General features: G+C 55.9%; 22 protein-coding genes and 2 pseudogenes. 15 read left to right on the plus strand and 9 right to left on the minus strand.

The features are described 5' to 3' along the window. Positions 1-198 precede the first annotated feature (198 nt). Entirely contained in the window at positions 199-4,344 is a 4,146-nt protein-coding gene (locus BLV67_RS06545) for a CheR family methyltransferase (RefSeq protein WP_069787817.1), read from the plus strand. A gap of 7 nt (positions 4,345-4,351) precedes the next feature. Here BLV67_RS06545 and BLV67_RS06550 read toward each other — a convergent pair whose 3' ends face one another. Genes BLV67_RS06550 through BLV67_RS06560 form a run of 3 tightly spaced genes read right to left on the minus strand, consistent with a single transcriptional unit; the run spans position 4,352 to position 5,553 of the window. Beyond that, entirely contained in the window at positions 4,352-4,795 is a 444-nt protein-coding gene (locus tag BLV67_RS06550; RefSeq protein ID WP_069787818.1) for a DUF421 domain-containing protein, read from the minus strand. A gap of 8 nt (positions 4,796-4,803) precedes the next feature. Beyond that, on the minus strand, positions 4,804-5,319 hold the full coding sequence (locus BLV67_RS06555; RefSeq protein ID WP_069787819.1) for a hypothetical protein: 516 nt from the start codon (positions 5,317-5,319) through the stop codon (positions 4,804-4,806). A gap of 12 nt (positions 5,320-5,331) precedes the next feature. Further along, the gene (locus tag BLV67_RS06560; RefSeq protein WP_069787820.1) at positions 5,332-5,553 is read right to left on the minus strand and encodes a PLDc N-terminal domain-containing protein; all 222 of its coding nucleotides are present in this window, start codon (positions 5,551-5,553) and stop codon (positions 5,332-5,334) included. 220 nt (positions 5,554-5,773) lie between these two features. Between BLV67_RS06560 and BLV67_RS06565 the strand changes: the two genes are divergently transcribed. The 3 genes from BLV67_RS06565 (at position 5,774) to BLV67_RS06575 (ending at position 7,679) form a co-directional block, all read left to right on the plus strand. Beyond that, positions 5,774-6,073 (plus strand): hypothetical protein, encoded by a 300-nt coding sequence (locus tag BLV67_RS06565; RefSeq protein ID WP_069787821.1) that lies wholly within the window; start codon positions 5,774-5,776, stop codon positions 6,071-6,073. Then, positions 6,073-6,357, plus strand: a complete 285-nt coding sequence (locus BLV67_RS06570; protein ID WP_069787822.1) for a hypothetical protein — start codon at positions 6,073-6,075, stop codon at positions 6,355-6,357. Before BLV67_RS06565 ends, BLV67_RS06570 begins: the two co-directional genes overlap by 1 nt. Before the next feature lie 908 nt (positions 6,358-7,265). Further along, positions 7,266-7,679 carry a MerR family transcriptional regulator gene (locus BLV67_RS06575; protein WP_069787823.1) on the plus strand — a complete coding sequence of 138 codons (414 nt, stop codon included), beginning with the start codon at positions 7,266-7,268 and terminating at the stop codon, positions 7,677-7,679. Here BLV67_RS06575 and BLV67_RS06580 read toward each other — a convergent pair. Then, positions 7,645-8,625 carry an NAD-dependent epimerase/dehydratase family protein gene (locus BLV67_RS06580; protein ID WP_244160698.1) on the minus strand — a complete coding sequence of 327 codons (981 nt, stop codon included), beginning with the start codon at positions 8,623-8,625 and terminating at the stop codon, positions 7,645-7,647. The genes BLV67_RS06575 and BLV67_RS06580 overlap by 35 nt on opposite strands. Before the next feature lie 462 nt (positions 8,626-9,087). Between BLV67_RS06580 and BLV67_RS06585 the strand changes: the two genes are divergently transcribed. The 3 genes from BLV67_RS06585 to BLV67_RS32910 all read left to right on the plus strand — a co-directional run bounded on the left by BLV67_RS06585 (position 9,088) and on the right by BLV67_RS32910 (position 10,616). Beyond that, entirely contained in the window at positions 9,088-9,558 is a 471-nt protein-coding gene (locus BLV67_RS06585; RefSeq protein ID WP_069787825.1) for a hypothetical protein, read from the plus strand. A gap of 257 nt (positions 9,559-9,815) precedes the next feature. Continuing rightward, positions 9,816-10,172, plus strand: a complete 357-nt coding sequence (locus BLV67_RS06590) for a hypothetical protein (RefSeq protein WP_003192646.1) — start codon at positions 9,816-9,818, stop codon at positions 10,170-10,172. Between the two features lie 159 nt (positions 10,173-10,331). Then, complete coding sequence (locus BLV67_RS32910) at positions 10,332-10,616, plus strand: hypothetical protein (protein ID WP_032900782.1); 285 nt, start codon at positions 10,332-10,334, stop codon at positions 10,614-10,616. Between the two features lie 802 nt (positions 10,617-11,418). Here BLV67_RS32910 and BLV67_RS06605 read toward each other — a convergent pair. Together BLV67_RS06605 and BLV67_RS06610 are read right to left on the minus strand one after the other, a co-directional pair. Then, positions 11,419-12,027, minus strand: coding sequence for an RBBP9/YdeN family alpha/beta hydrolase (locus BLV67_RS06605; RefSeq protein ID WP_003192641.1), 609 nt, complete (start codon positions 12,025-12,027; stop codon positions 11,419-11,421). An 837-nt stretch (positions 12,028-12,864) separates the two neighbouring features. Beyond that, on the minus strand, positions 12,865-13,503 hold the full coding sequence (locus BLV67_RS06610) for a TetR/AcrR family transcriptional regulator (RefSeq protein ID WP_003192639.1): 639 nt from the start codon (positions 13,501-13,503) through the stop codon (positions 12,865-12,867). Between the two features lie 116 nt (positions 13,504-13,619). Here BLV67_RS06610 and BLV67_RS06615 point away from each other — a divergent pair, with 116 nt between their 5' ends. From BLV67_RS06615 to BLV67_RS06625, 3 genes are all read left to right on the plus strand, one after another. Then, the gene (locus BLV67_RS06615; RefSeq protein ID WP_074854429.1) at positions 13,620-15,170 is read left to right on the plus strand and encodes an MFS transporter; all 1,551 of its coding nucleotides are present in this window, start codon (positions 13,620-13,622) and stop codon (positions 15,168-15,170) included. A gap of 80 nt (positions 15,171-15,250) precedes the next feature. After that, complete coding sequence (locus BLV67_RS06620; protein WP_003192635.1) at positions 15,251-15,853, plus strand: hypothetical protein; 603 nt, start codon at positions 15,251-15,253, stop codon at positions 15,851-15,853. 29 nt (positions 15,854-15,882) lie between these two features. Further along, positions 15,883-16,191, plus strand: a complete 309-nt coding sequence (locus tag BLV67_RS06625) for a hypothetical protein (RefSeq protein WP_069787827.1) — start codon at positions 15,883-15,885, stop codon at positions 16,189-16,191. 336 nt (positions 16,192-16,527) lie between these two features. On the opposite strand, the gene BLV67_RS06630 is transcribed toward BLV67_RS06625, so the two are convergent. Then, positions 16,528-17,148, minus strand: a complete 621-nt coding sequence (locus BLV67_RS06630; RefSeq protein ID WP_069787828.1) for a tyrosine-type recombinase/integrase — start codon at positions 17,146-17,148, stop codon at positions 16,528-16,530. Positions 17,149-17,374: 226 nt separating this feature from the next. On the opposite strand from BLV67_RS06630, the gene BLV67_RS06635 reads away from it, so the two are divergent. The 4 genes from BLV67_RS06635 to BLV67_RS06650 all read left to right on the plus strand — a co-directional run bounded on the left by BLV67_RS06635 (position 17,375) and on the right by BLV67_RS06650 (position 19,190). After that, positions 17,375-17,917, plus strand: a complete 543-nt coding sequence (locus BLV67_RS06635; RefSeq protein WP_244160699.1) for a 3-demethoxyubiquinol 3-hydroxylase — start codon at positions 17,375-17,377, stop codon at positions 17,915-17,917. A gap of 206 nt (positions 17,918-18,123) precedes the next feature. After that, positions 18,124-18,339: a death domain-containing protein gene (locus BLV67_RS06640; protein ID WP_058426048.1), complete on the plus strand. Its 216-nt coding sequence runs from the start codon at positions 18,124-18,126 to the stop codon at positions 18,337-18,339. Between the two features lie 201 nt (positions 18,340-18,540). After that, positions 18,541-18,831, plus strand: coding sequence for a type II toxin-antitoxin system ParD family antitoxin (locus BLV67_RS06645; protein WP_069787830.1), 291 nt, complete (start codon positions 18,541-18,543; stop codon positions 18,829-18,831). 2 nt (positions 18,832-18,833) lie between these two features. After that, positions 18,834-19,190, plus strand: a complete 357-nt coding sequence (locus BLV67_RS06650) for a type II toxin-antitoxin system RelE/ParE family toxin (protein ID WP_058426049.1) — start codon at positions 18,834-18,836, stop codon at positions 19,188-19,190. 479 nt (positions 19,191-19,669) lie between these two features. Here BLV67_RS06650 and BLV67_RS06655 read toward each other — a convergent pair. Together BLV67_RS06655 and BLV67_RS06660 are read right to left on the minus strand one after the other, a co-directional pair. Beyond that, positions 19,670-20,092 (minus strand): annotated as a pseudogene (locus tag BLV67_RS06655) (aldehyde dehydrogenase family protein); the annotation flags it as partial. 81 nt (positions 20,093-20,173) lie between these two features. Continuing rightward, on the minus strand, positions 20,174-21,622 hold the full coding sequence (locus BLV67_RS06660) for an APC family permease (protein WP_065930141.1): 1,449 nt from the start codon (positions 21,620-21,622) through the stop codon (positions 20,174-20,176). A gap of 308 nt (positions 21,623-21,930) precedes the next feature. Between BLV67_RS06660 and BLV67_RS33485 the strand changes: the two are divergent. After that, positions 21,931-22,443, plus strand: a pseudogene (locus tag BLV67_RS33485) (MFS transporter); the annotation flags it as partial. Positions 22,444-22,597 lie beyond the last annotated feature (154 nt).

Below are 22,597 nucleotides of genomic sequence, written 5' to 3' on the forward strand. Positions count from 1 at the left end.
AACCTTCTGAATAATGGGCGCCTCAACCGCAGCGTAGTACTTCGTAGAATTGGCTAATTGCGTCGAGGCGTTCTGCTGCACGCAGGTTTTCAGCTATATTTATTTAGCTTTCGGTCAAGCCATAACACTCGTTTAAGTTCGCGCCCCTCCACACGCTCTTCGCGTGCGCAGTTAACCAAGCTAACAAGGTCGGTATTTATGAAGTCTGCCCCCCTGCGGTCCCCTAACGTTCCGCAACGCAAAGATCTGATTCCAAGCGACCTGAGTTTTCCGGTGGTAGGGATTGGCGCGTCGGCGGGCGGGCTGCAGGCGGTGAAGGCGTTCTTTGAGCACATGCCCAAAGACTGCGGCATGGCATTTGTAGTGATCCTGCACCTGTCCCCCGATCATCAAAGTGTGGCGGACCAGATCATCCAGGAGTCAACCCGCATGCCGGTGTCGCAGGTCAATGACACCACGCCCATAGAAAAAAATCGGGTGTATGTCATCTCGCCTGCACACCTCCTAAGCATGAACGATGGCTATTTGTCAGTATCGCCAACGTTGCGCGAAGGTGGTTCGCATATCGCTATTGACCTATTTTTTCGCGATCTGGCCGACACGCACAAAGAGCGGGCGTTTTGCCTGATTCTGTCTGGGACCGGCTCAGACGGCGCGGTGGGCCTGTCTCGGATCAAGGAGCAAGGCGGGATCACTCTGGTACAAAGCCCGGAAGATGCAGAGTTCGATGGTATGCCGTTGGCTGCCATCGAAACGCAAATGGCCGATCTCGTGCTTCCGGTGGTGGAAATGCCGCAGAAATTGCTGGAGCTGTGGTGCAATGCTCAATCGATCATCCTGCCCACCGCCGGCGATCCCGAAATCAATACCACCCCGCCCGCCACCGAACGCGATGCCGCCGTTGCGGAGCAGTTATTGCTGGACATCCTGATTCAGCTACGCGCCAGTACCGGGCACGACTTTAAGCACTACAAGCGTGCCACAGTGTTGCGCCGTATTGAGCGTCGCTTGCAAGTAACCGCGCAGCCTGACCTGGCGTCCTATTACAACTTCCTCCAAGGACACCCAGACGAAACCAAGGCGTTACTCGGCGATATGCTGATCGGCGTGACCAACTTCTTCCGCGACCGCGAAGCCTTTGAAGCACTTGAACGCGACGTGATACCTAACTTGGTGAAGTCGCTCGAAGACAGCGTGCCGCACCGTGAGGAGGTGCGCATCTGGTCGGCCGGCTGCTCCACCGGCGAAGAAGCCTACAGCCTCGCGATGCTGGTGGCCGAGCAACTGGCGCTGGATGCCAGCGGTGCCAAGATGCAGGTGTTTGCCACTGATATTGACGAGCGCGCAATCACCCACGGCCGCAACGGCGTATACCCCGAGGCGATCATCACCGACGTACCGCCACCGCGGCTGCGCCAGTACTTCGCCAAAGAGAAAAACCAGCACTACCGGGTACGCAAGGAAATTCGCGAGAAGGTCTTGTTCGCCAAACACAGCCTGCTGGCTGATCCGCCGTTCTCCCAGATCGACCTGATCGTGTGCCGCAACCTGTTGATCTACCTGGACCGCGAAGTGCAACGCGACATCCTGCAGATGTTCCACTTTGCGCTGCGCCCCGGTGGCTATCTGTTCCTCGGTTCCTCGGAATCGGCCGACGGTTGCCTGGACCTGTTTGTACCGGTGGACAAACGAAACCGCATTTTTCGGGTGCGTGCCGGCTCCTCCGCTATGCGCCGCGCCCCAACCATGCCGCGAGGCGGCTACCTGCGCCCAAGCACCGCGTCGATTGGGACTGAAATCAAGGCGCCCAGCAAAGTTTCGTTCGCGGATATCCACCTGCGCGCCTTGGAAAAAGCCGCGCCACCCAGCGTAATCGTCGATATCCACGCCGACATCCTGCACATGAGCGAAGGTGCCGGGCGGTTCTTGCGCTATGTCGCCGGGGAAGTTACTCACAATCTGTTGGCCCTGGTTCATCCCGACCTGCGCCTCGACATCCGCACCACACTCTTCCAGGTCCAGCAATCGAATATGCCTGTGACCTCCCGCAAAGTCCGCGTCCAGCGCGAGCAGGGCTCCTTCATGGTGGACATTACCGCCTGCCCTTATCGCGATGACGCGACCGAAAGCGACTATGTGCTGGTGATCTTCCAGGAAAGCGAAACCGACCCACAACAGGCTGATACCAGCGCCGTCAGCCATGCTGAAAACGCCATCCTGCGCAACCTTGAGCGGGAGCTGCAACGCACCAAGCTGCACTTACAGGACACCATCGAACAGTCGGAAGTCTCAAGCGAGGAGCTCAAGGCCTCGAACGAAGAAATGCAGGCGGTCAATGAAGAGTTGCGTTCGGCCACCGAAGAACTGGAAACCAGCAAGGAAGAACTGCAGTCGATCAATGAGGAGCTGTTGACCGTCAACTATGAACTCAAAACCAAGGTAGAAGAGACCGACAAGGTCAATGACTACCTGACCAACCTGATCGCCTCCACCGATATCGCCACCGTATTCGTCGACCGCAATATGCGCATCCGGTGGTTCACGCCACGTGCCACCGATATTTTCAGCATGCTCCCAGTGGACACCGGACGCTCGTTGATGGACATCACGCACCGCCTGGATTACCCGGAAATCACTGAAGACGCTGCGACTGTGTTTGAGTCGCTGAGCATCATCGAGCGGGAAATCAGCAGTAAGGACGATCGCTGGTACATCGCACGATTGTTGCCCTACCGTTCCAGCGAGGATCATATCGACGGCACGGTGCTGACCTTCATCGATATCACCAAACGACGCCAGGCAGAGGAGGAACTGCGCCTAGGGGAAGAGCGCATGCGCCTGGTGGCCGAGAGTACCCACGACTTTGCAATTATCATCCTTGATGACCACGGTGCCATCACCGATTGGAACACCGGTGCAGAGCTGATCTTCGGCTACAGTAAGGGCGAAGTGCTGGGCGCCTATTACGACTTGATTTTTTCACCGGAGGATCGCACCGCCGGCGTACCTGAGAGCGAGCTACGCGCGGCGCGCGAACATGGTCGGGGTGAAGACGAGCGCTGGCACGTGCGCAAGGATGGCAGCCGGTTCTACTGCAGCGGTGAGGTCACACAGCTCAAGAGCGACAGCTTGCAGGGCTACGTCAAAATCGCCCGCGACCTCACCGGCCACAAACGCACCCAGGATGAGCAAAGCCAGCGCCTGATGGAAACTCAGACGAAGAGCCATCTCAAGGACGAGTTCTTCGCCGTTATGTCGCACGAACTCAAGCATCCACTGAACCTGATCCAACTGAACGCGGATTTACTGCGTCGCTTGCCCGCTACCAAGGCGGCGGGTCCGGCGATCAAAGCCGTGAATACAATCTGCGAGGCAGTGTCCAGCCAGGCGCGAATCATTGACGACCTGCTGGATGTCGCCCGGGTGCGCACGGGCAAGCTCAAGCTGAAAAAACAACAGGTTGATCTGATTCGCACGTTGCAGGATATCCATGGCGTAGTGCTCGCCGACGGCCATCATCGTCAGGTCACGATGCATACGCCTTCGGATCATGGCCCCCTGATCGTCGACGTCGACCCGACGCGCATTGAGCAAGTGATCTGGAACCTGGTCAATAACGCCCTCAAATTCACCCCGGAGGGCGGTCAGGTGCAGTTGGTGCTGAGCCGCTCAGAGGGACGCGCGCAGTTGGATGTGATCGACAGTGGTATCGGCTTGGCAGATGACAGCCGCGAGAAGATCTTTGATCTGTTCGGGCAGGCAGAAAACCAGCACCAGACGCATCAGCGCGAGGGCCTTGGCATAGGGTTGTCCTTGGTACGCCAATTGGTGGAGGCTCACGAAGGCTCGGTCAGTGTCCATTCCAGGGGGCTGGGTTTTGGCTGCACCTTCTCGATATGGCTGCCGCTTTGCGAACAACAGGATCATCTGCAACTTGCTGACGCTGAACAGGACGAGGGTGAACGTCTGCACGGCGTCAAGGTGTTGCTGGTGGATGACTCTGCCGAAGTGCTCGAAGTGCTGGATTTGTTGCTGGAGATGGAAGGCGCTCAGGTTAGCGCCTTCAATGACCCACAGACTGCGCTGGAAACTGCCCGCGATGCACAGTACGACTTGATCATCTCTGACATTGGCATGCCGAAAATGAATGGCCATGAGCTGATGCAGAAGCTGCGTACGATAGGCCACCTGCGCCAGGTGCCCGCCATTGCCCTCACAGGCTACGGTGCCGGCAGTGACCAGAAGAAGGCGGCTGAGTCGGGCTTTAGTACCCATCTCAGCAAACCGGTCGCCCATGAGTCGTTGATTGATCTCATCGAAAAACTCTGTCGCTTACGGCGTTAGTCTGGATCTATTCAGAAGGAATGACGGAAATTTTTCCGTTGCGCTCAAGGATCGCGAATTTGATCTGATTGATCTCCAAGATGCCTTGAGCGGATCGGGCGGCTTCAAGAATATCGCTTTCATCTAATCGCGCACGCTTGAGGCGCTCATGGAGCACATTGCCATGCTCGACGACTATCGTCGGGCCGCCATCAAGCAGGCGGGAAAACCAGCGTGAACGCTGTTTGACCAGTGAAAAACCAATGTCTATTGCAATCAGCGTTGCGATCACCAGCACCGCATTGGTCAGCGAAAAGTCGTCGCCCAGCAAAGCCTGCTGGGTCGCCTCGCCGATGACCATCAACAGCACCAGGTCGAAGGTGGTCAGCTCCGCAAGCGAACGTCGACCAGCGACCTTGAACAGGATCATCAATACTATGTAGATAGCAGCGGCCCGTAACACCGAATCCATGATACCCCCTAGGGATAAATGAACTGTGAGAAACCTAATAAGGCGCCGGTTGGCAGCGAAACGCGAGTCGTAAAACTGCCCACACCGTCGCTGCGCACCGTCAGGTGCACGATCGCCTGTCCCGCGTTGTCGCTGAGCACCCAGAGCCTTACGCCCTCGCCGGCGGCACTCGCCTTTAATGGCTGCGGTTGAAGCATTTCAATTTCAAAGCCGCGCAACAATTCCCCACTGATTTCGACTTCGAGCGGTTCGCGGGGTTTGCCCTGGAGATGGACGATCAACTCATCGGAAGAGCCATTGCGCAGGAACCGCTGGTACTCGACGCGCAGTTGCCCATCGGCAGTGCGGCCCTCTGCGCTGCTCAGCGGCCCTTTGGAGAATACCCCTGCCAAGGTGAGCCCGATCAGCGTTACCAAGCCGTACCAGCCCAATCGCTCGAAGCACCAGACCTTGCGTTGCAAGACCATGTCCTCATCGACCGGGTAATTGCGGCTGTGCAGATCCCGATGAACAGGCTCCTTCATACGGTCCCTTGATCAACCCTTACTGTGTTCTGGAGAGGACGGACCTTTGGTGATGCCACGCGGACCCGCAATCGCCCAAATAGCCAACCCCGCAAACGGTAATACTGCGACCAACGCCGTCCAACCCGCCTTGCTGCCCGTGCTGTTATCGCTACGCCAGACGCTATTGAGGACCCATAAGTCCAGCAACAGCAGAATGACCATCAGGCCAATCCAGAAATAGGTAACTTGCATGACGTACCTCCCGGTTACTGGTTATAAGTTGTTAGGTCTGAGGAGCGGCGATGAGGTTCAGTTTTTTTGAGATGGCGAAGCGTCGATCTAAAAAGGCGATAATTTAGGCGCAGCTGAATCGCTGAATTAATCGATATTTAAGAGAAAACCAATTTGATACAAGGGCCTCGCAAGCTTGTCACACCACCATAGAGAGACCTGCTGATGAAGGATTGAAGCCATGCAACACAATAACAGCCACACAAAAATGATGGCCTGCCGGCAGTTGGCCATGGAGCAAAATCAAAAGCTTTTCAACCAGGCCAATGCCCTTAGCAACAGCGCATTCGACTTGCTGGAGCACCCTGATTTCGATAGCGAAATGTTTGATGAATATCTGCGCCTTCGCGGCAAAGCCGAAGCGCTTTTCCGTGAAGCGATTGATCATCTCGGCGTGCTCAATAAATATTTCCCAGCGCCCATAATAAGCGCGGCGGCAAAGGACGGAAAAGTTGCCAAGCGCGAGAAGGAAGTGGCGTGATGAAAGACTCTCAGCGCGCGTGGGACCTGGCAATGGTGCTAATCGCAAATGGTAAGATCCCTTTCGATCCCGCCAATTTGGACGGATCGGTGAAAATACTCTCGCGACATTTGGAAGAGCTGGAAACGGCACTTCATAAGAAGGCGATTCTGGCAGATAAACCGGTTGCCCGAACTATGCACCACGAACACTTGCCCATGCTCGGTGGTCGCAAACCTGAGTTGGTGAGTTCCTCCACGCCAACCAGTGACGCTCGCCATATAAAGGATGCCCCACTCCCATGATCGCGTGTGCCTACGACCAACCGCGCACACGCTAAATCGACATTACAAAGCTGTGCCGCTAAGAAGAGCAGATTCGAACAAACTTTGCCGGTGTGCGATGAAGAAATGCTGCAAACCGCCTGAACGGGATGATCGCAGCACAATCGACCTGGCTTAATGTGGCTCGTCTGCGCGTAGATCCCCCATTCATGCCAAGAAGGTTAACGCAAGCACTTGAAGGAAATTGTCCGGCGCATGAACGCCTTTGATTTATCTTTCATCCCGTCGCGTATCTCTGGAGCCGCCAATACCCAAACAGCGACTAGTTATCCAAGTATTCTCAATATCCAGTCTTATAAAGTGTCGTCTGATCTCGATTTTACTAGGTTTTCAAAAATAACGGTTCGTGACAGGTTCACCGCAAAATCACCGTGACCCTCATCTTCCAAGCGAGCTATCAGTTCGGCGAGAAGCTGAAGGAACAGGCGTATGCCAGAGATGGGGCTTATGGCACCGTATCTGTGTGCGACGTGATAGCTCATGTTTACCTCACGTATTAGTTGTCTAACCGCCTTAGTCTGTTTTAACCCTTAGAATTGCTCGCTAGAAATTAGCCAAAATTTCAAATGAGCTATGACTGGCTTGAGCATCAAAGTAATCAGATCATTTTGCCATAACGCAAATATTTAGAAATAAAGTCTTTGGCCGATAGCTCGCCATTTCATCTGGCTGCTTTCGACCCTAAGCAGCCGGTAAGACCTGTAGAAATTGGCCAAGATTGGCCGATCCATGGGTGGAATAAATCTGTCCCTGCTTCCCAAACTAGACGGTGCCGCTGACGAAATCTGTATGAACACCGGGTGAATCAGGACAACATCCGGTCACAGCCAGTAAACTGCGGGCCGGAGCTGGATCAGGGGGAGCGCTATATGTACATAGGTGAACTTGCCACGTTGTCGGGGTGCACTCCCAAAGCCATTCGTTTGTATGAGCAACTGGGCCTGCTGACCCCACAGCGCCGTGGCAGTTATCGGCTGTACACGGCCCATCATTTGACGCTGGTTCAGATGATCCGCACTGCCCAGGCGGTGGGGTTCAAACTGGGGGAGATGAGCGAGTTGCTGGCTGCCAAGCAGCATCAGGCACCGTTTCCCCTGGCGCTGGCCAATCAGGGCATCGAGGTCAAGCGCCTGGAGCTGCAAGCGCAGATCCAGGCCTTGCAGAATCGGGAGCAGCACCTGACGCAGTTGCAACAACAGATCAACCAGCAATTCGCCCCCACGTCAGTGCCCGGCGCTGCGCCTGGTATCAGCGTGCCAATAGGTGCGCAAACGCCTGCTTGAGAGCGTCCTGCGGCGAGCGCGGCTGGTAGCCCAGTTCATTTATAGCCTTGTCGATGCAGTAGACCTGGCGCACCCCATAAAACATCTGCACCTGGCTGAGCAGCAATTCGGCTGGCTGACCGGTGTACCGTGCCCGCTGTTCTTGCAGCCAGGCGATCAGCAACAGCAAGGCTTTTGGTGCGCGGCGCGGCAGTCGATACCCGGGGTATAGCGTGTTGAGTGCCTCGATCACCTCAACCAGTGATGAAGCCCGCTGATTGGCGAGTATGTAGCGCTGGCCGGGACGGCCTTTTTCAGCGGCGCGGATCAGACCGTCGGCCACGTCGCGCACATCGACAAAGTTAAAATAAAAGTTCGGGTCCAGCACCAGCTTGCGCGCCAGCACGGCCGCAAGAAATCCCATAGTGTCGGTCAGCCGCGTGGCATGAGGGCCGATGATTGCCGAGGGCAACACCGTGACCATCGGCAGGTCATAGGCCTGGGCGGTCTCCCAGGCAGCGCGTTCAGAGAGGATTTTTGAGCGGTAGTACGGGTTGTTCTGATCGGTGTTCCAGCTGTTTTCATCCAGGCGTTGGCCGTTGTGTCCAACCGCTGCCACGGAGCTGACATAGACCACGCGCCGGACCCCGGCCTCTGCGGCGGCCCGCAGCACATTACGCGTACCTTGTACGTTGACGTCGACGATCTCGGCGTGTGGGTTCCTCGCCCAGTGTTTGAACACTGCCGCTACCTGGTACAGCACGTCCACCCCTTGCAGGGCCTGGCGCAGTGAGTCAGGGTCCTGCAGTTCGGCGCGTACCACGTGGCAGTCGAGCCCGTTCAGGGCTGGGCTTCGGTCCGGGTCACGGACCCCGGCGCGCACTTGTTGCCCTCGGGCGAGCAGTGCCCGGATCAAGGTGTTTCCCAGATGCCCATTGGCACCGGTGACCATCGATAGCGTATTCATGGATTGCCTTATCCGCTGACGACGGAACCTGAAATAGATAAGGCAGGGTATGGGTTGCCCCAAGGGACAGAGTCAAGCGCTGGCGTCAGGCCCGTCTAAGGTGACAGCAAAGGGGCTTCACCAGGGGTCTCCATCGCACCGGTTTTTCTAGACGTATCCACCGTCCGCATTTGGTCGATTACTGCCGTTCGTGACGGGCAGCTATCGGCCCAGAGTGTGTAAAAACGCTTCGCCAAAATTGAAGTGTCCGCGTCTACGTTAAATCTGAAATTTATCGGCACGTCTGCAGATGTGGATTTCGCGTAGAAACGCGATTTCCAGTCCAGTTTTGAGCACCTGACGTGCTCAAAAACGTTTTTACACAGCCTCGGCCAGAAGCAGCCCATCGCGATCAGAAACGTTTGACGACAACGCGTCGCTCTCGCACTCTGTTTTGCTCCCTATTCCTCACTAGGCTTACCTATGTCATTCGCAACCGTAGTGCTGCTTGACTCCTGGCCACAGCCGAGTACGTCGCCCGAACCCATCGTGTTTGCCACGGACACGCAGCTATGTTTACGGTATTGCACCGCTGGGGAAGAAATAGCTTTAATCCATTTTCCCCTAGTTAAAAAAATTCAGTTCGGCTCACCAAACGACGAGGCTTTGGGTGGTCATCCGCTTATTGGACTTGGCCTCAAGCATTACCAAATTCATCGAATAGATAATTCGCCTTGGCTAGCAGAGCTTGGACAGAGAAACGCCATTCATCCGCGACACGATAGACAGCGGTTTCTAAAAGATGCCATCCATTATGTCTTCACGTTTCAGGACTCTACCCTGGAATGCATCGTAATTGAGGGGCAGTTCTGGCATCCAAAAGTACAAGTCTTTACCTCGGAGCAGAAGGCAAGGGATGCCTGGCGCGAACTGATAAATGACGTGGGCGCATGATCCGAATAGTCACGAGTGGATGCCCGCTTTGGGTCGGAAGTCGCCTGACCCGACCGGCGGCTTTTGGCCGATTTCTGCCGTTCGTGACGGGCAGCAATCGGCCAAAAGCTGACGTCACCCAAGCCGCTTCCGCTAACGTCGGACGGTCAGCCTGGGTGGCCGCGCTAACAAATGGTTATATGATCTGCCTACTAAATGAGAGCCGATTCAGGCCTATGCTTCTTCAACAACCACCTGTATGAAAAGAGCACGGCACGATGATAAATGATTCAGATTTGGCCGAAATGATTCCTTCCGCGCTAACAGGTGTAACTGTCGGGATCGGTTCGCAGATCCTGCTTTTTGGCGATATGGCTAGCGTGTTAATTCAGTGCCCATTCGCTTGTGATATCAATAGGGTATGCAAGTGGGGGCATGGTGAAGATGCTGCCACAAGCCCTTTACTTTTCGACTTTCTAAACCACGATGTAGAAGCTTTTTCAATTGATAGTTTTGGGGTTTTCACCATCACCTTCAGTACGCAAATGATCTTGCAAATCCATCCTGAGAAAAATGGATTGGAGTCTTATGTCGTGAGTACGCGGCACGATATATTTCCCATCTTGGTGTGGTAGCCAGGAACGCGATGGCTATACGACGCGAGCCCCGGCCTCCGCTCTGACTCTGGTTGCTGACACCTGTGGGTCGTCAGCTGCCGGTAGAGATAGGCTGCAACCGACCCTGTGCTGTCGCTTGTACCCCATGCACCACTTGAGCAGTGAAGGAGTCCCTATATGAAAAAGCCCCCCTTGTACCTCTTTGCCAAGGTGCGGTGCATTTGTGAGTATCGCCCCAGTGTTACGGCTATCGTGCTGTTTGGTCTCGAGGTTGAGGGTGAGGACGAACCACCGGTTTATATGGAGATTCGCTTCATTGATTACACCAGCCAGCAGATTGAAGGGGACCATCTGATGCTTTCGCTGGAGGAGGCACTTGAGTACGCTCAAGCTGATTACGGTATCCACCAGACTGATTGGCGTGCGATGAACCAAGAGGAAATTGATCGGATTACATGGTAGCTAGAGCAGCTACCGGGCCTGTTCCTGACTCGGCGTTAAAAGACGAGTGAGAACCGCAACTGATCAAGAGGAGCCCCTTCCGATGATCGCTCGCAAGACGTTGCAGCCCTCAAGGCCTCAGAAGGAATCCGTTTCGGACATTGTAGAGTTCGGTAATTTGACTGCTCGCCTGCCGCTATGAGTCGAATGCCAGATCGCAGCTCGACGTTGCACTTAAAGCTGTCAAGGTTGCCTAATGCCCTAGGCAGCGTCCGATCCGAAACTGCCATTGCGTCTTTTACACGCCGAGACCAGAACGGCTTGGGCTTGGATTCGTTCGAACCTTTCGTGGATGGTTCAGTGCAGAATTTGCGCGATGGTTTGCGCGACAAAAGCCGACCATGCAAAGAGATTCTCCGACGCTTGTTCGCTCTCGCTGAGCCAGTACGTCCTGGCACCCATAAAATATCCCCTGACATTGATCCGTAAGTGGCAGCCATCGGCTAGGCGTGAATCACACGCCCTTCAGTTAACATCGATGCCAGGATAAAGATCCGCAGGTGGGTGGTAATCGGGATCTTCAAAACGACTATTGTTGTAATGCATTTTGGCAGTAGGCCCCTCGCCTTCGTACGTCACCTCAGAATTGGGAGTCAGATGCCATCCGGTCCCATCTTTGTCGCGTTCGATCAGCGACGGATACAACGTACATGTCCCGCCCGAACCGGATGTCAGCATGAATTGGTAATAGCGTCCGGCTTGGAGCGTGAACTTCGCCGAGACATAGCAGTAACGAGTGCGTGTCCCGTGGATACGCCAGCGGCTAAATCTGTGTCTCGTGCCCAAGAAGCCTCGCAATAACCGTACATATTTCTGGAAACTGTACAAATCCCTCGCGGTCGAGAAAATGTCCCCCACCACTAACGACTTCTTGCTCGGCTTTGAGGTTGCGGGACAGTTCGATAGATGCTGCCGGCTCAACAATTGAATCGTTGTCGGAAAACAGCGAGATGATTTTCTGTGTACGACGGCAAACTTCCGCGTGGTCCAGCGGTGCATCTGTGAAGGCGTGTAGCTCTGGCAACGTAGACACCGTTCTATCGAAGCCGGAGACCAGCAAGACTCCGCCAGTTAGGGTGTGTGCGGGTAAGGACAACAAGTGCCGTAGAGCAGCGATGCATCCAAGACTATGCCCTATGAGGATCGTGTTTGTGTCAGCTGCTGGCAGTGATTGCTGCAACGCCAATGCCCATTTTATTGGATCAGGATTGAACGAATCAGGCATAGCTGGAATGCTAACTTGCGCGCCTTGCTCCCGTAGCACCTCCGCCAACCAAGGAAACCAGTTCACATTGGGCGAGGCAGTATAACCATGCACAATTACAACGTGTTTACCGTCATAGCGGTTCGATGTTCTGTTGGCTGCATGCATATTGGGTATCAGAGATCAGCGGATTGATCGGTCGCTGATACTACACTTTCTGCTTTCGGCCGGCGAGGATGTCACAGCTGATAAATTGAGCGATCTGGATGATTCCCTGCAACGCGTGCCGTGATATGCGTCCAATCGCGGCCATCGGCAATGCGGTTGTAATCTAGGGCTGATGGCAATTCGTGGCCGTCAATGACCACGACTCGTGCTGGTCACTCCGTTGAAAATGGCTGGTCAAATGCGATGCAAACGAGTGGTCAAGTGAGGGCCAATTTCGCATGAGTGACACAAGGCCTGATTTCGGCAAACTCGCCCTGCCGCAAGAAGCGATGCAGTCGTGTTTTTTGCGGCACAGGCGGCAATGGCAATGGATCACTGATTTGGATGTGGCGGATGGCTCCTAGGTGACGTCTGCGCATAAGCAGCTTCCTTGGTATACCGTTGTCGTACGCTTTTCCGATCATGCGAAAATGTCAGCGTAACCGTCCACTTAAGTCAGTCGACCTACCTGTAAAGATCCTAACAAACCAAACCGTCGAGGGCGTGGGTGGCTCACAATCACACTGCGATTTATCGGGCTGGCGAGTTGGAGGGCTGATGGGGTTTTCGCGAGCAAGCTCGCGCCTACAGGCGTGAGATGTCGGGGGGACGTATGCATAGCGCCAGGTCAGCGCCTTTCCAGCCAGGCAAGCCTGAGCATTTCATGTGCCCCGGTCGGTTACGAGGCACATGGTAGCTCCCTTCAGCCACCGATATCCTGAGGCAACGCCAAGTAGAACGATAAGGCACCAAAATATACTGGCGAGCGTCTGCTTCTAGCCGAAGCACCGCCTCCGATCAGGCTTGTTTGACGCCGTTGGGTAACATCAGCAGGCAAGCATCAGCAACGGCATGGGCAAACGGGGCGAAGTCCTCGGTATTAGCGGCGATGATGTTATCAGTCGCGCCATGGACGCCCGCATAAATGAGCAATGCCACAACGTTCGGATGTTCTGGCGCCCAATTGCCGGCCAGCTTGCCCCCTTCAATAATCGCAAGCAATTGCTCGAGAATAGCGTTCTTCGAGCCGTTGGCACGATCATGATGGTGGTGGTTCACGTAGACGATATCGTGGATACGATATGTCTTGACGTAGGTTTCGATGTTGGCGTGAATCCAGGCGCGAAGACGCTCTTCCCAGTCATCGGCAGCGCAGCGCGCCATTGCATTGTCCAGGCTGAGCATGAAGCGCTCGGTATAGCGCACGGCCAGAGCGTCAAGCATTTCGTTCTTGGAAGAAAAGTAGTGATAAAACGTGCCCTTGGCCACTTGAGCTGACTCAACGATCTCGTTGATCGTGGTGGCCTCGACCCCCTGAGCTAGAAAAAGCTTCTCGGCTGCCGCCATCAGTTCATCCAGACGTACTTCGGCGGGTTTGGTCCGGGGCTTGGGAGCACGTTCTGTCGCCGGAGCTTTTACGGGGGCTTTGGTTTTCATCGTCTCGTTTCAAACAATTCGTCAAAGGAAATCAGTGTAAAGGAGGGAACCAATCGAGGTGGGAAAAAGTTGGAATGATCCATTGACCGACGGTCAGTCGGCAAATATCATGAGGCATGAACATTGATCGCTCCGCCTCAGATAACCCGGTCACCCGCCGCTTTCCCCGCATAGCGGCGCTATGTGCAGCCTACCTCGGCACGTTTCTCGCTACGCTGGATATCAGCGTCGTGAACGTGGCACTACCGACACTGCAAGACGCGTTGCAAACGGATATTTCCGGTCTTCAATGGGTCGTCAATGCATACACGATCTGTTTGTCAGCCTTCATGCTGTCTTCGGGGCCAATCGCCGATCGTTATGGGCATAAGCGGGCCTGGCTGGCAGGTGTAGGGGTGTTTACTGTCGGCTCAGCAGTTTGCGCTATGGCATCCAACCTGGATTTACTGCTGTTCGGGAGGGCGGTGCAGGGAGTCGCCGGTGCGCTTCTGATCCCGGGTGCCCTGCCAATTCTCAGCCATGCATTTCCAGACGCTGAAGAGCGTGCTCACGTCATTGGTGGCTGGTCGGCGTTCAGCGCATTGGCGCTTATCCTGGGGCCATTGCTGGGTGGCTTGTTGCTCCATGGCATAGGTTGGCAGAGTATTTTTGTTATCAACCTGCCTCTTGGGATGATTGCCATAGGCCTGGGCATCTGGGGGATCAGGGAGCACAAACAGCAAGCGCGCACAGCGCTGGATCCGGCAGGGCAAGTGCTCAGCGTCGTGTGTCTTGCCAGCCTGACTTATGGGCTCATCAGTATCGGCCAGCCGGGCTTGAACTCTTTGATACCCATAGCGGCGCTGGCAGTTGCCCTGGTGGTGTTTATTTTGTTTATGTTTGTAGAGCGGTGTGTAGATCGACCGTTATTGCCACTTTCGCTGTTTCGCAGGCGTTCGTTTGCCGTGGTCAACCTGGCCTCTTTTACCCTGGGTTTTTCGTACTACAGCTGCCTGTTCTTCTTCTCGATCTATTTACAGACGATTCAAGGCTTGTCAGTGGTTGAAACGGGTTGGCGAATGATGCCGCAGTTTCTGGTCACCGGCTGCGTGTCGATTTTGTACGGGCGCTTGAGCGCAGTGATGACATCGCGAAGACTTCTGGTGGCCGGTTATGGCGTGACGGCGCTGGCGATGTCTACCATGGTGACCTTCACAGCACATACCCCTTATTGGATTGTGGGCACCCTGTTCGGGCTTCTGGGGCTCGGAGCCGGTCTCGCAGTACCTGCCACCAGCATGGCGGTTATGACCGCCGCACCGATTGATCGTATGGGGGTGGCCTCTACCACGATGAACGCGTTGCGTCAGATGGGCATGACAATCGGCGTCGCCTTTTTGGGCACGCTCATGAGCAGCGAGGCGTCACGAGTGCTAGCTGCCGCGCTGCGTGATCAAGGGGTAGCCAAAGCGCCTGAGATTGTGCGGTATGTGATTGCTCATGGTGTGGCATCAAGTGACTCGCTGATTGTTTCTACACTTTTTGTTCCCGCGATGGAGCACGGGTTTCATGTGGCAATGATGGTTTCCGGGCTCGCCTGTGCACTGGTGGCCCTGATGCTGTTAATCACCTCTTTTGAGGCCGACACCTTGCCATCGCCCCCACCGAAACACACAGATGGCGGCTGACTTTGCTTCAGAGTGGAGCCAGCCTTGAAATTCACCTGCAGTTCTGTGGTCTGTACAACAATCCCGTAAAGGACTGTTTTATGTCTATTCGCCGTACCCTCTGTTTCCTGACGCTGCCGTTGTTCGCAGGTTGCCAGTATTTGCCCCACACCAACTACTTCACCGCGCCCGAAAACGAGCCCAATCCTGCCTGGGTACGTATCGTCGACTACACGCAACATGCCGAAGTTTACCAATACGAAAACGGTAAACGTTCGGGCGGCGCTGTTCGCACCGGCCTCCTGCCGTTCACCCATACACAAGACGTGGGCATGCCCAAGGCAGGGCAAGACCTCACATGGGACTATTACGAAACGCGGATCCGACCCGGTATCGAAACGCAGGTGGATCTTTTCTGGGAGGGGTCACGCACTCGCTCCTGCCACATCTCGACGAAGTTTACTCCCCAAGCCGGACTCTATTACCAGTTCAGGCTGACATCCGGCTCATCAGGCAGCTGTAGGGTGTACGCATCGCTGATTGAGCGCGACACAGAAGGAAACGGTTGGCATCTCACGCCGAATCCGCAGGTGACCTACAACGGTGATGGACCGACGGCCCAAACCTATTACCAGAACAGTAGGTTTGAGGACCCCGATTATCATCCACCTGAAGCTCTGTATCCGGGGATGGACATTTACTAGACAGGTGCACGACTACAAGGAATCGTTAATTGGCTAGCGCGAAATACTTCCGAACGCTCGGCGAGCGAGCCTCAGAAGATGTGTTCGCATGGGCGGCATTTGTCGCGCAAACAGAATTCCAGTGGAAAGACACAGCGTCAGTCCAGGACGCCGTCGCCTGGCAGCGTATTTGGTTCGAGCCTGAAATACTCAACGGGCTTGCGTTGGCGCATTGGGAGGATGAGGGAAAGCCTATTAACTGGTCGAGCCGCTGGAATACCGACTATCGACAAGAAGCGGCGGCCCTGGCGAATGACTTGCTGGAGCTTTTGTGCGATGCAGAATCATCTGGAGGCTGAACCATCACGCTGGTCTCACGCAAAGTGCCCAGAAGTCGGATTGCGGCGAACAACGACCCGACGGTCAGCTCAATAGGCATCTAAACCGCTCTTCAGGGAGTTTCTCTGCAAAAATCGCGTCGGCTTTCAGCAGCACACCCTCAAATATGCCAGCTTATCCATCCCCATCCGCGCGCTTGTGCAATAGAGCATTTTATAAACCGCTCACACCGTATTGTTCCTCACTGCGTTGATGCTCTTTTGGCTGATACTGCGCGTAGAGGTTGTAGAGTGATCACGGGATGACTGCTTCTGGCCGGTTAGCGACGGTCTGACTTCGACCGTCGCTATGCATGATCAAACCTCAGTCTGTTCCGCCATCTCCAGGGCGTCATCGACCTCAATCCCCAGATATCGAACAGTGCTCTCCAGCTTCGTATGGCCGAGCAGCAACTGAACCGCCCGAAGGTTCTTCGTTCTGCGATAGATTAGTGATGCCTTCGTACGTCTCATTGTGTGAGTGCCATACATGGCTGGATCAAGGCCTACGGCTTTCACCCAGCCTTTGACGATACGAGCGTATTGACGAGTGGATAGATGGTCTGAGGTATGCAGCCGGCTAGGAAAAAGGCAATCCTCGCTGTGTAGCTGGGCCTGATGTATCCAGGCCACGAGAGCTGACCGTGTTTGCTCAGTGATCTCAAACTGCACTGGCCGCTGCGTTTTCTGCTGCATCACCATGGCTCGGGATGAAACGTGCTCGCCATGGGCGACATCGCGCACGCGGAGCTTGGTTAAGTCGCAAGCTCGAAGCTTACTGTCGATGGCCAGATCGAAGAGAGCCAGATCCCGGGTTTTTTCCGCAATTTGAAGCCTTACTCGGATGGCCCAGATATCTCTCAATCGGAGTGGGGCTTTCTGCCCGACTAGTTTTCCTTTGTTCCAGGGCTGACGGCTGCAGGTAGCGATGATGTTCATGACAAGTCCTCCACGTGTGGAAAGACAAGGATGGCTAATCAGAGCGACGGTCGCTAACCGACCCAAAGCGGTCTGTCAGCTGCTTAAAGATCGGCCAAATCGACGATGGTGAGGGGGCGCCCTGTGTGAAGTCCCACTTGCTTATCTGCTTGGCGTTACAGCACGATGCCGGCTCAAGAGCAAGGATAGGCCCGATGACCAAGCCCCTCGAACAAGAAATCTCAATGTGAACTCACCAGACTACACGGCTAAGGGCGAAGACCTCGGCAACCGCATGATGAAGGTCGACCATGCGGGCGAGCATGGTGCGATCTGTATCTACAGTGGACAGTTGTTTATGGCCCGGCTTTTCGTCCCGGGCATGGTGAACGAACTCAAGGAGTTCCTCTCCCACGAGCGCCGCCATCGGACGGTTTTTCTGGAGGAGCTGCAACGTCGCAATTATCCCCGCTGCCGTAGCTATTGGTTGTGTGGCATCGGCGGTCTGGCGTTGGGTCTGGTTACTGGCATCTGTGGCCGCAAAGCCATTGTCGCTACTACCGTCGCGGTTGAAAGTGTGGTGCTCAAGCACCTGGCTCATCAACTTGATGTGCTGGGTGATATCGATCTCCACGCGGTGGCTGCCATTACGTCGATTGTGGAGGAGGAGCAGCAACATCATGACCACTCAGCAGCGCAGATTGATGTGCGCGATCCCTGGTTCAGGGTACTGACACCGATGGTGACTGCATGGACTGAAGCGGTAATCTGGATGGGTATGCGTTCTTAGAAAACAGGTGTAATTATCCCAGTTTCACTGCCGCAATTTGGACAAATGACTGACCGCTTCTGGCCGTCTGCTGCCTGTCGCAACGGCAGTTTTTGGCGAATGCTGGCCCTCACTCTAAACCGTTTCATGCACTTAACTCACGGGTGGCTCAGGACATCCGCCTCCCCCGCTGCTACGCTTTCGGCTCCTTCATTGGAGTCGAAACAATGCCCACTGAATATTCACTGCCTGATGTCCTTGAGCGTCTGTACCAAAACCAGCTCGCCTTAGAGGCGGCGGTGATGGAGTTGACGTTGTGGATTGAGCGCAAGGGTACGACGGACACAGGCGACAATATCCGCGGCGCGCTACAAACGATTGGAGAGAACGCCGGACACATCAAACAAGGTTTGGCAAAACTGAAGGCCCGAGGCCCACACTAATTAAGCTGTCCACGACGTCCCGCATGCGACAGCCTTGCTTGGACTTTGTGCGCTTACAGTCCGGGCCATCTGTTCGGCGCAAAGGATGACCCCACACTTTACAGTTCGTCAGGTACAAATCCTAAACTCCCTGCTTTTATGTAAAATGGCATAATATGCCAACGTTCGAAACAATATGTTTGCCCAGAGTTGGAGCTAATGATGGCGACGCGAAACGTTGTGCTCACCCCTCACCAAGAACAGGTTATCCAGGACCTGGTCCAGTCCGGCCGTTATCAAAATGCCAGCGAAGTAATGCGAGAAGGCTTAAGGCTATTGGAGCAACGCATCGCCGAAGATACCGCCAAAATTGAGGCCCTGCGTCAGGCGACCTCGATCGGCATCATGGACCTTGAGCACGGGCGCTTTACTCAGGTGAACGAAGGAGATCTGGAGCACTACCTCGAGGGCTTGAGCCTGGAGGCCACCCTCCCCGCGCGAGAGAAACACTGAGCATGCCGCAGTATCGGATTTCCAACGCGGCGCGTGCCGACATTGTCGACATCCTCAGGCTCTCCCAAGCGCAGTTCGGCGATCAAGCACGCCAGCGCTACCAGGCGCTGATCCTCGCGGCGCTGCAAGCGCTTGCCGACACGCCTTATTGCATTGGCAGCCATGACCGCGATGAGCTTGCACCGGGCCTTCGCAGCTATCATCTCACCTATTCACGCCAGCAGGCCAGACATCCCCATGGAACGGTCAAAAGCCCACGCCACGTCGTATTTTATCGTTTGGCAAATGACGACGTGATCGAGGTCGTCCGACTCCTTCATGACGCCATGGAAGTGCAGTTGCACTTACCTAACGACTGATCAGCGACCTGGCCCAACGGCTTAACTGGCCAGGAATAGCGAAGGTAAGGCGTCCCCTCTATATCTCAACCTGAGCGCCCTCGTTGTCAGCCGACTTGGCGGCCAATTGAGGCGGGAGGTTCGGTGTCCACCGGGCTATCGAGACCCACGACCAGAGCCCTGGCAACATCACGCAGAGCACGAGCATCTCGCGGGTCAATTTCAGGATAGGTGCAGAGAGACAGACCCGACAACTCCACTTAAGGATGTCGACTCATTACCCAAATCCTCTTCCGAGCGACCAAGGATTTGCCAGATACGGGTTGCTCGCCCAGTATACGGAGGCGCACTGAATACCAGTGACGGCCACCCAGATCCATGTCAGAAATCGCCATTCGCGATCGCTCGCACACCCTGTGCAATTGGGGGCATAAATGGGGGCATAATTCGCTTTTTTCAAGCTGAAACTACTGTCCTAGAGCCTAGTCAAAATGTTCTTTGGACGCCACCACACCCAAGGGCTTGCGGTGCAGTTCGATGCGCTGGGTCGGGGTTTCTTCCACCAGCTCCACGGCGATCTCCTGCCCGGCGGCGTAGCGGGTCCAGGCGGCGGCGCCCATGACTTCGGAAAACGCCAGCTCAAGCGGTTTTCCTTGTTCCTGCACGATCAGCCGGGCCAGTGCATCAGCGTCCTTTTCAATCGCATCGGCAATAGCATTGAGGTGCTCACAGCGCTGCCCATGTGTACTGTGGCGCCAGGTCTTGAAAGCGGCCTGAGCGGCGGCCACCGCCTCGTCCAACTGGGACAGCGAGCCGGCCGGGCATTGGGCGAATACGGCGCCGGTGGCCGGATTGATCACGTCAAACTGGCCGTTTTCACCGGCAACCGAAACGCCGTTGATGAGCATCTTGTAATGGTGCATATGCAATTTCCTTTAACGCAGACGAGCCCTGCCGCACAACGGCAGCGAACAATTCACAGGAGAGAGGTTTCGAACCAGGCCTTAGAGCTTGTGACTGCCCAGGGCCAGGAACCGCTGCGGCGACACCTTGCGCAGGCGCGCGGCGAGATACAGGCCGCCCATCAGGGCTGCGGGAATCACCGCGCACAAGCTGTAGGACAAGAGCTGGCTGGCCCCCGTGAGCACATCGAAATGCGCCACCGCCAGTACCAGCACGCTCAGCAATGCCAGGCACGACAGCACCGGCAGAATGCGCCCGCGCAGCAGGCCGACCTTGAGTTCGGGGTGCCGATGGAAATACACGCAGATCGCGAACGAGGTCATCGCCATTAGCAGGATCACGCACAGGGTTGCCAGGTTGGAGAACCAGGCGAACAGCTGCAGGATCGGGTCGGCGTCCATCGCGGCGAAGATCAATACCACCACGGCCGCGATCAGGCTCTGCAAGGCAGACCCCATGTGCGGGCTCTGGTGCACGCGGTGAGTGGTGCCCAGCATGCTGTGCAGCAGGCCGTCACGGCCGATAGCGTAGAAGTAGCGCGCCGCAGCGTTATGAAACGCCAACAGCCCGGCGTAGATGCTGACCATGAACAGCACGCGGATGACCTGGGTCAGGTGCGGGCCGACGAAGTGATCGGACATGCCGTAGATAAAGGTGGTGGGGTCTTGCATGGCTTGCAGCATCGGCACGATCTTGTCCGCGCCCACACCCACTACCATCGACCACACCGACAGCGCATAGAACCCGCCGATCAGCAACACCGAACTGTAGGTGGCGATCGGGATGGTACGCTGGGGGTCTTTCGCTTCTTCACCGTAGATGGTGGTGGCCTCGAAGCCGATAAAGGCGGCGAAGCAGAACAGCAGGCCGATGGACGGAGTGCCGCTGAACACATGCTGACGGGTGAACGAGTCGAGATTGACGCCGCTGTCTCCCCCGTTTTTCAGAATGGCGAAGTCGAGGATCAGGATCGCCAGGTATTCAGCGATCACCACCAACGACAGTACCCGTGCCGAGAGGTCGATCTTGCGATAGCCGAGAAACGCAATGCTGGCCATCGCCATCAGCGAATAGGACCACCAGGGCAATATCACACCCGCCACGCTTTCCATGGTGCCGGCGACCACGCCACCGAACATGCCATACAGGGCGATCTGCAAGATGTTGTAGGCGAACATCGCCAGCACTGCCGCCGAGCCGCCGACCAGGCCGCCCAGGCCACGAGAGGTGAAGGCGTAGAAACCGCCCGCGTTGGTGACATGGCGGGACATGGTGGTGTAACCCACCGAGAACGCCAACAGCACCAGCAAGGCCAGCAGCAGTAACGCTGGGGTGCCGGCACCGTTGCCTAGCATGATGCCAATCGGGAACCCACCCGCAATCACGCTAAGCGGACTTGCCGCCGAAATCACAAAGAAGATGATGAAGCCGACACCCAGGGCGCCACGCTTGAGCTCTGTAGAGCTGTTGACCGGCATAGTTACACTCATGTTCTTGACCTTATTGTATGAGGCAGTCGCTGTGGGGTGGCCCCGATCCAGCCGCTATCGGTGCCGGGTAGCGCTTTTATTCTTGAGGTTGCACGCTGGATTCGATCCTATGCCCGCCCACGCAACCCTCGCTATCCCAAATCGGTAACATCGCGGTCAGCGCCCCAAAACAGGTCAGGGCCGACTTATTCCCCCGCCGATTTGGGATAACGCCACGGGTGCGCGCTCGTGCATGCTAGGTTCACCCGTCCTATGCCTGGCTGACCTGAAGCTGCCGGCGTTGGCCATTCAATTATCGAGCCCACACTATGCCCTCCAAGCACCGCTGGCTGATCCTCGCCATTATTTCCAGCGCATTGCTGCTCATCGTCATTGATATGACCGTGCTGTACACCGCCTTGCCCACCCTGGCCCTGATCCGGCTGACGTTCAGCGACGAGCGCGAACAGGCCATGGCATTTGGTATCTGGGCGTCGGTGGCCTCCGGCGGTGCGGCGCTCGGTCCGGTCGTGGGCGGCTTGCTGCTGGAGCATTTCTGGTGGGGCTCGGTGTTTTTGATCAACGTTCCGATTGTGCTGGCGGCGCTGCTGCTCTCGGCCACCGGCATGCTGGCGTACGTGTTGCTGTGCAACGCGGCGGTACCGCTGCAGGTTGCCAGCCTTGCGCTACTGGGCATGGCCATGGGTGCGGCGCTGACGGCAGCTTCCAGCACCATCATGCTCAGCGTCCCCACCGATAAGGCCGGTATGGCCGCGTCTATCGAGGAGGTTTCCTTCGAGCTGGGCGGTGCCGCCGGGGTGACGCTGGCAGGCAGCCTGTTGTTGGTTGCGGCGCTGCTGGTCAAGTTCAGCCGGCAGACGCCCGTCATAGCGCGATAACGAGAGAATTACCGAACCGGCTTCGCTAACACCCGAGACCGGCCGATATATGACATACCCAATAAGAAGTCAGTGGCCCGGGCCAACTGATGGTCAA

Origin of the sequence: Pseudomonas salomonii (assembly GCF_900107155.1) — a bacterium.
GTDB lineage: Bacteria > Pseudomonadota > Gammaproteobacteria > Pseudomonadales > Pseudomonadaceae > Aquipseudomonas > Aquipseudomonas salomonii.

Bases quoted from the DNA above. Each gene is read 5' to 3' on its own strand.
- BLV67_RS06545 (WP_069787817.1), top strand. From the start codon at position 199: ATGAAGTCTGCCCCCCTGCGGTCCCCTAACGTTCCGCAACGCAAAGAT.
- BLV67_RS06550 (WP_069787818.1), bottom strand. From the start codon at position 4,795: ATGGATTCGGTGTTACGGGCCGCTGCTATCTACATAGTATTGATGATC.
- BLV67_RS06555 (WP_069787819.1), bottom strand. From the start codon at position 5,319: ATGAAGGAGCCTGTTCATCGGGATCTGCACAGCCGCAATTACCCGGTC.
- BLV67_RS06560 (WP_069787820.1), bottom strand. From the start codon at position 5,553: ATGCAAGTTACCTATTTCTGGATTGGCCTGATGGTCATTCTGCTGTTG.
- BLV67_RS06565 (WP_069787821.1), top strand. From the start codon at position 5,774: ATGCAACACAATAACAGCCACACAAAAATGATGGCCTGCCGGCAGTTG.
- BLV67_RS06570 (WP_069787822.1), top strand. From the start codon at position 6,073: ATGAAAGACTCTCAGCGCGCGTGGGACCTGGCAATGGTGCTAATCGCA.
- BLV67_RS06575 (WP_069787823.1), top strand. From the start codon at position 7,266: ATGTACATAGGTGAACTTGCCACGTTGTCGGGGTGCACTCCCAAAGCC.
- BLV67_RS06580 (WP_244160698.1), bottom strand. From the start codon at position 8,625: ATGAATACGCTATCGATGGTCACCGGTGCCAATGGGCATCTGGGAAAC.
- BLV67_RS06585 (WP_069787825.1), top strand. From the start codon at position 9,088: ATGTCATTCGCAACCGTAGTGCTGCTTGACTCCTGGCCACAGCCGAGT.
- BLV67_RS06590 (WP_003192646.1), top strand. From the start codon at position 9,816: ATGATAAATGATTCAGATTTGGCCGAAATGATTCCTTCCGCGCTAACA.
- BLV67_RS32910 (WP_032900782.1), top strand. From the start codon at position 10,332: ATGAAAAAGCCCCCCTTGTACCTCTTTGCCAAGGTGCGGTGCATTTGT.
- BLV67_RS06605 (WP_003192641.1), bottom strand. From the start codon at position 12,027: ATGCATGCAGCCAACAGAACATCGAACCGCTATGACGGTAAACACGTT.
- BLV67_RS06610 (WP_003192639.1), bottom strand. From the start codon at position 13,503: ATGAAAACCAAAGCCCCCGTAAAAGCTCCGGCGACAGAACGTGCTCCC.
- BLV67_RS06615 (WP_074854429.1), top strand. From the start codon at position 13,620: ATGAACATTGATCGCTCCGCCTCAGATAACCCGGTCACCCGCCGCTTT.
- BLV67_RS06620 (WP_003192635.1), top strand. From the start codon at position 15,251: ATGTCTATTCGCCGTACCCTCTGTTTCCTGACGCTGCCGTTGTTCGCA.
- BLV67_RS06630 (WP_069787828.1), bottom strand. From the start codon at position 17,148: ATGAACATCATCGCTACCTGCAGCCGTCAGCCCTGGAACAAAGGAAAA.
- BLV67_RS06640 (WP_058426048.1), top strand. From the start codon at position 18,124: ATGCCCACTGAATATTCACTGCCTGATGTCCTTGAGCGTCTGTACCAA.
- BLV67_RS06645 (WP_069787830.1), top strand. From the start codon at position 18,541: ATGGCGACGCGAAACGTTGTGCTCACCCCTCACCAAGAACAGGTTATC.
- BLV67_RS06650 (WP_058426049.1), top strand. From the start codon at position 18,834: ATGCCGCAGTATCGGATTTCCAACGCGGCGCGTGCCGACATTGTCGAC.
- BLV67_RS06660 (WP_065930141.1), bottom strand. From the start codon at position 21,622: ATGAGTGTAACTATGCCGGTCAACAGCTCTACAGAGCTCAAGCGTGGC.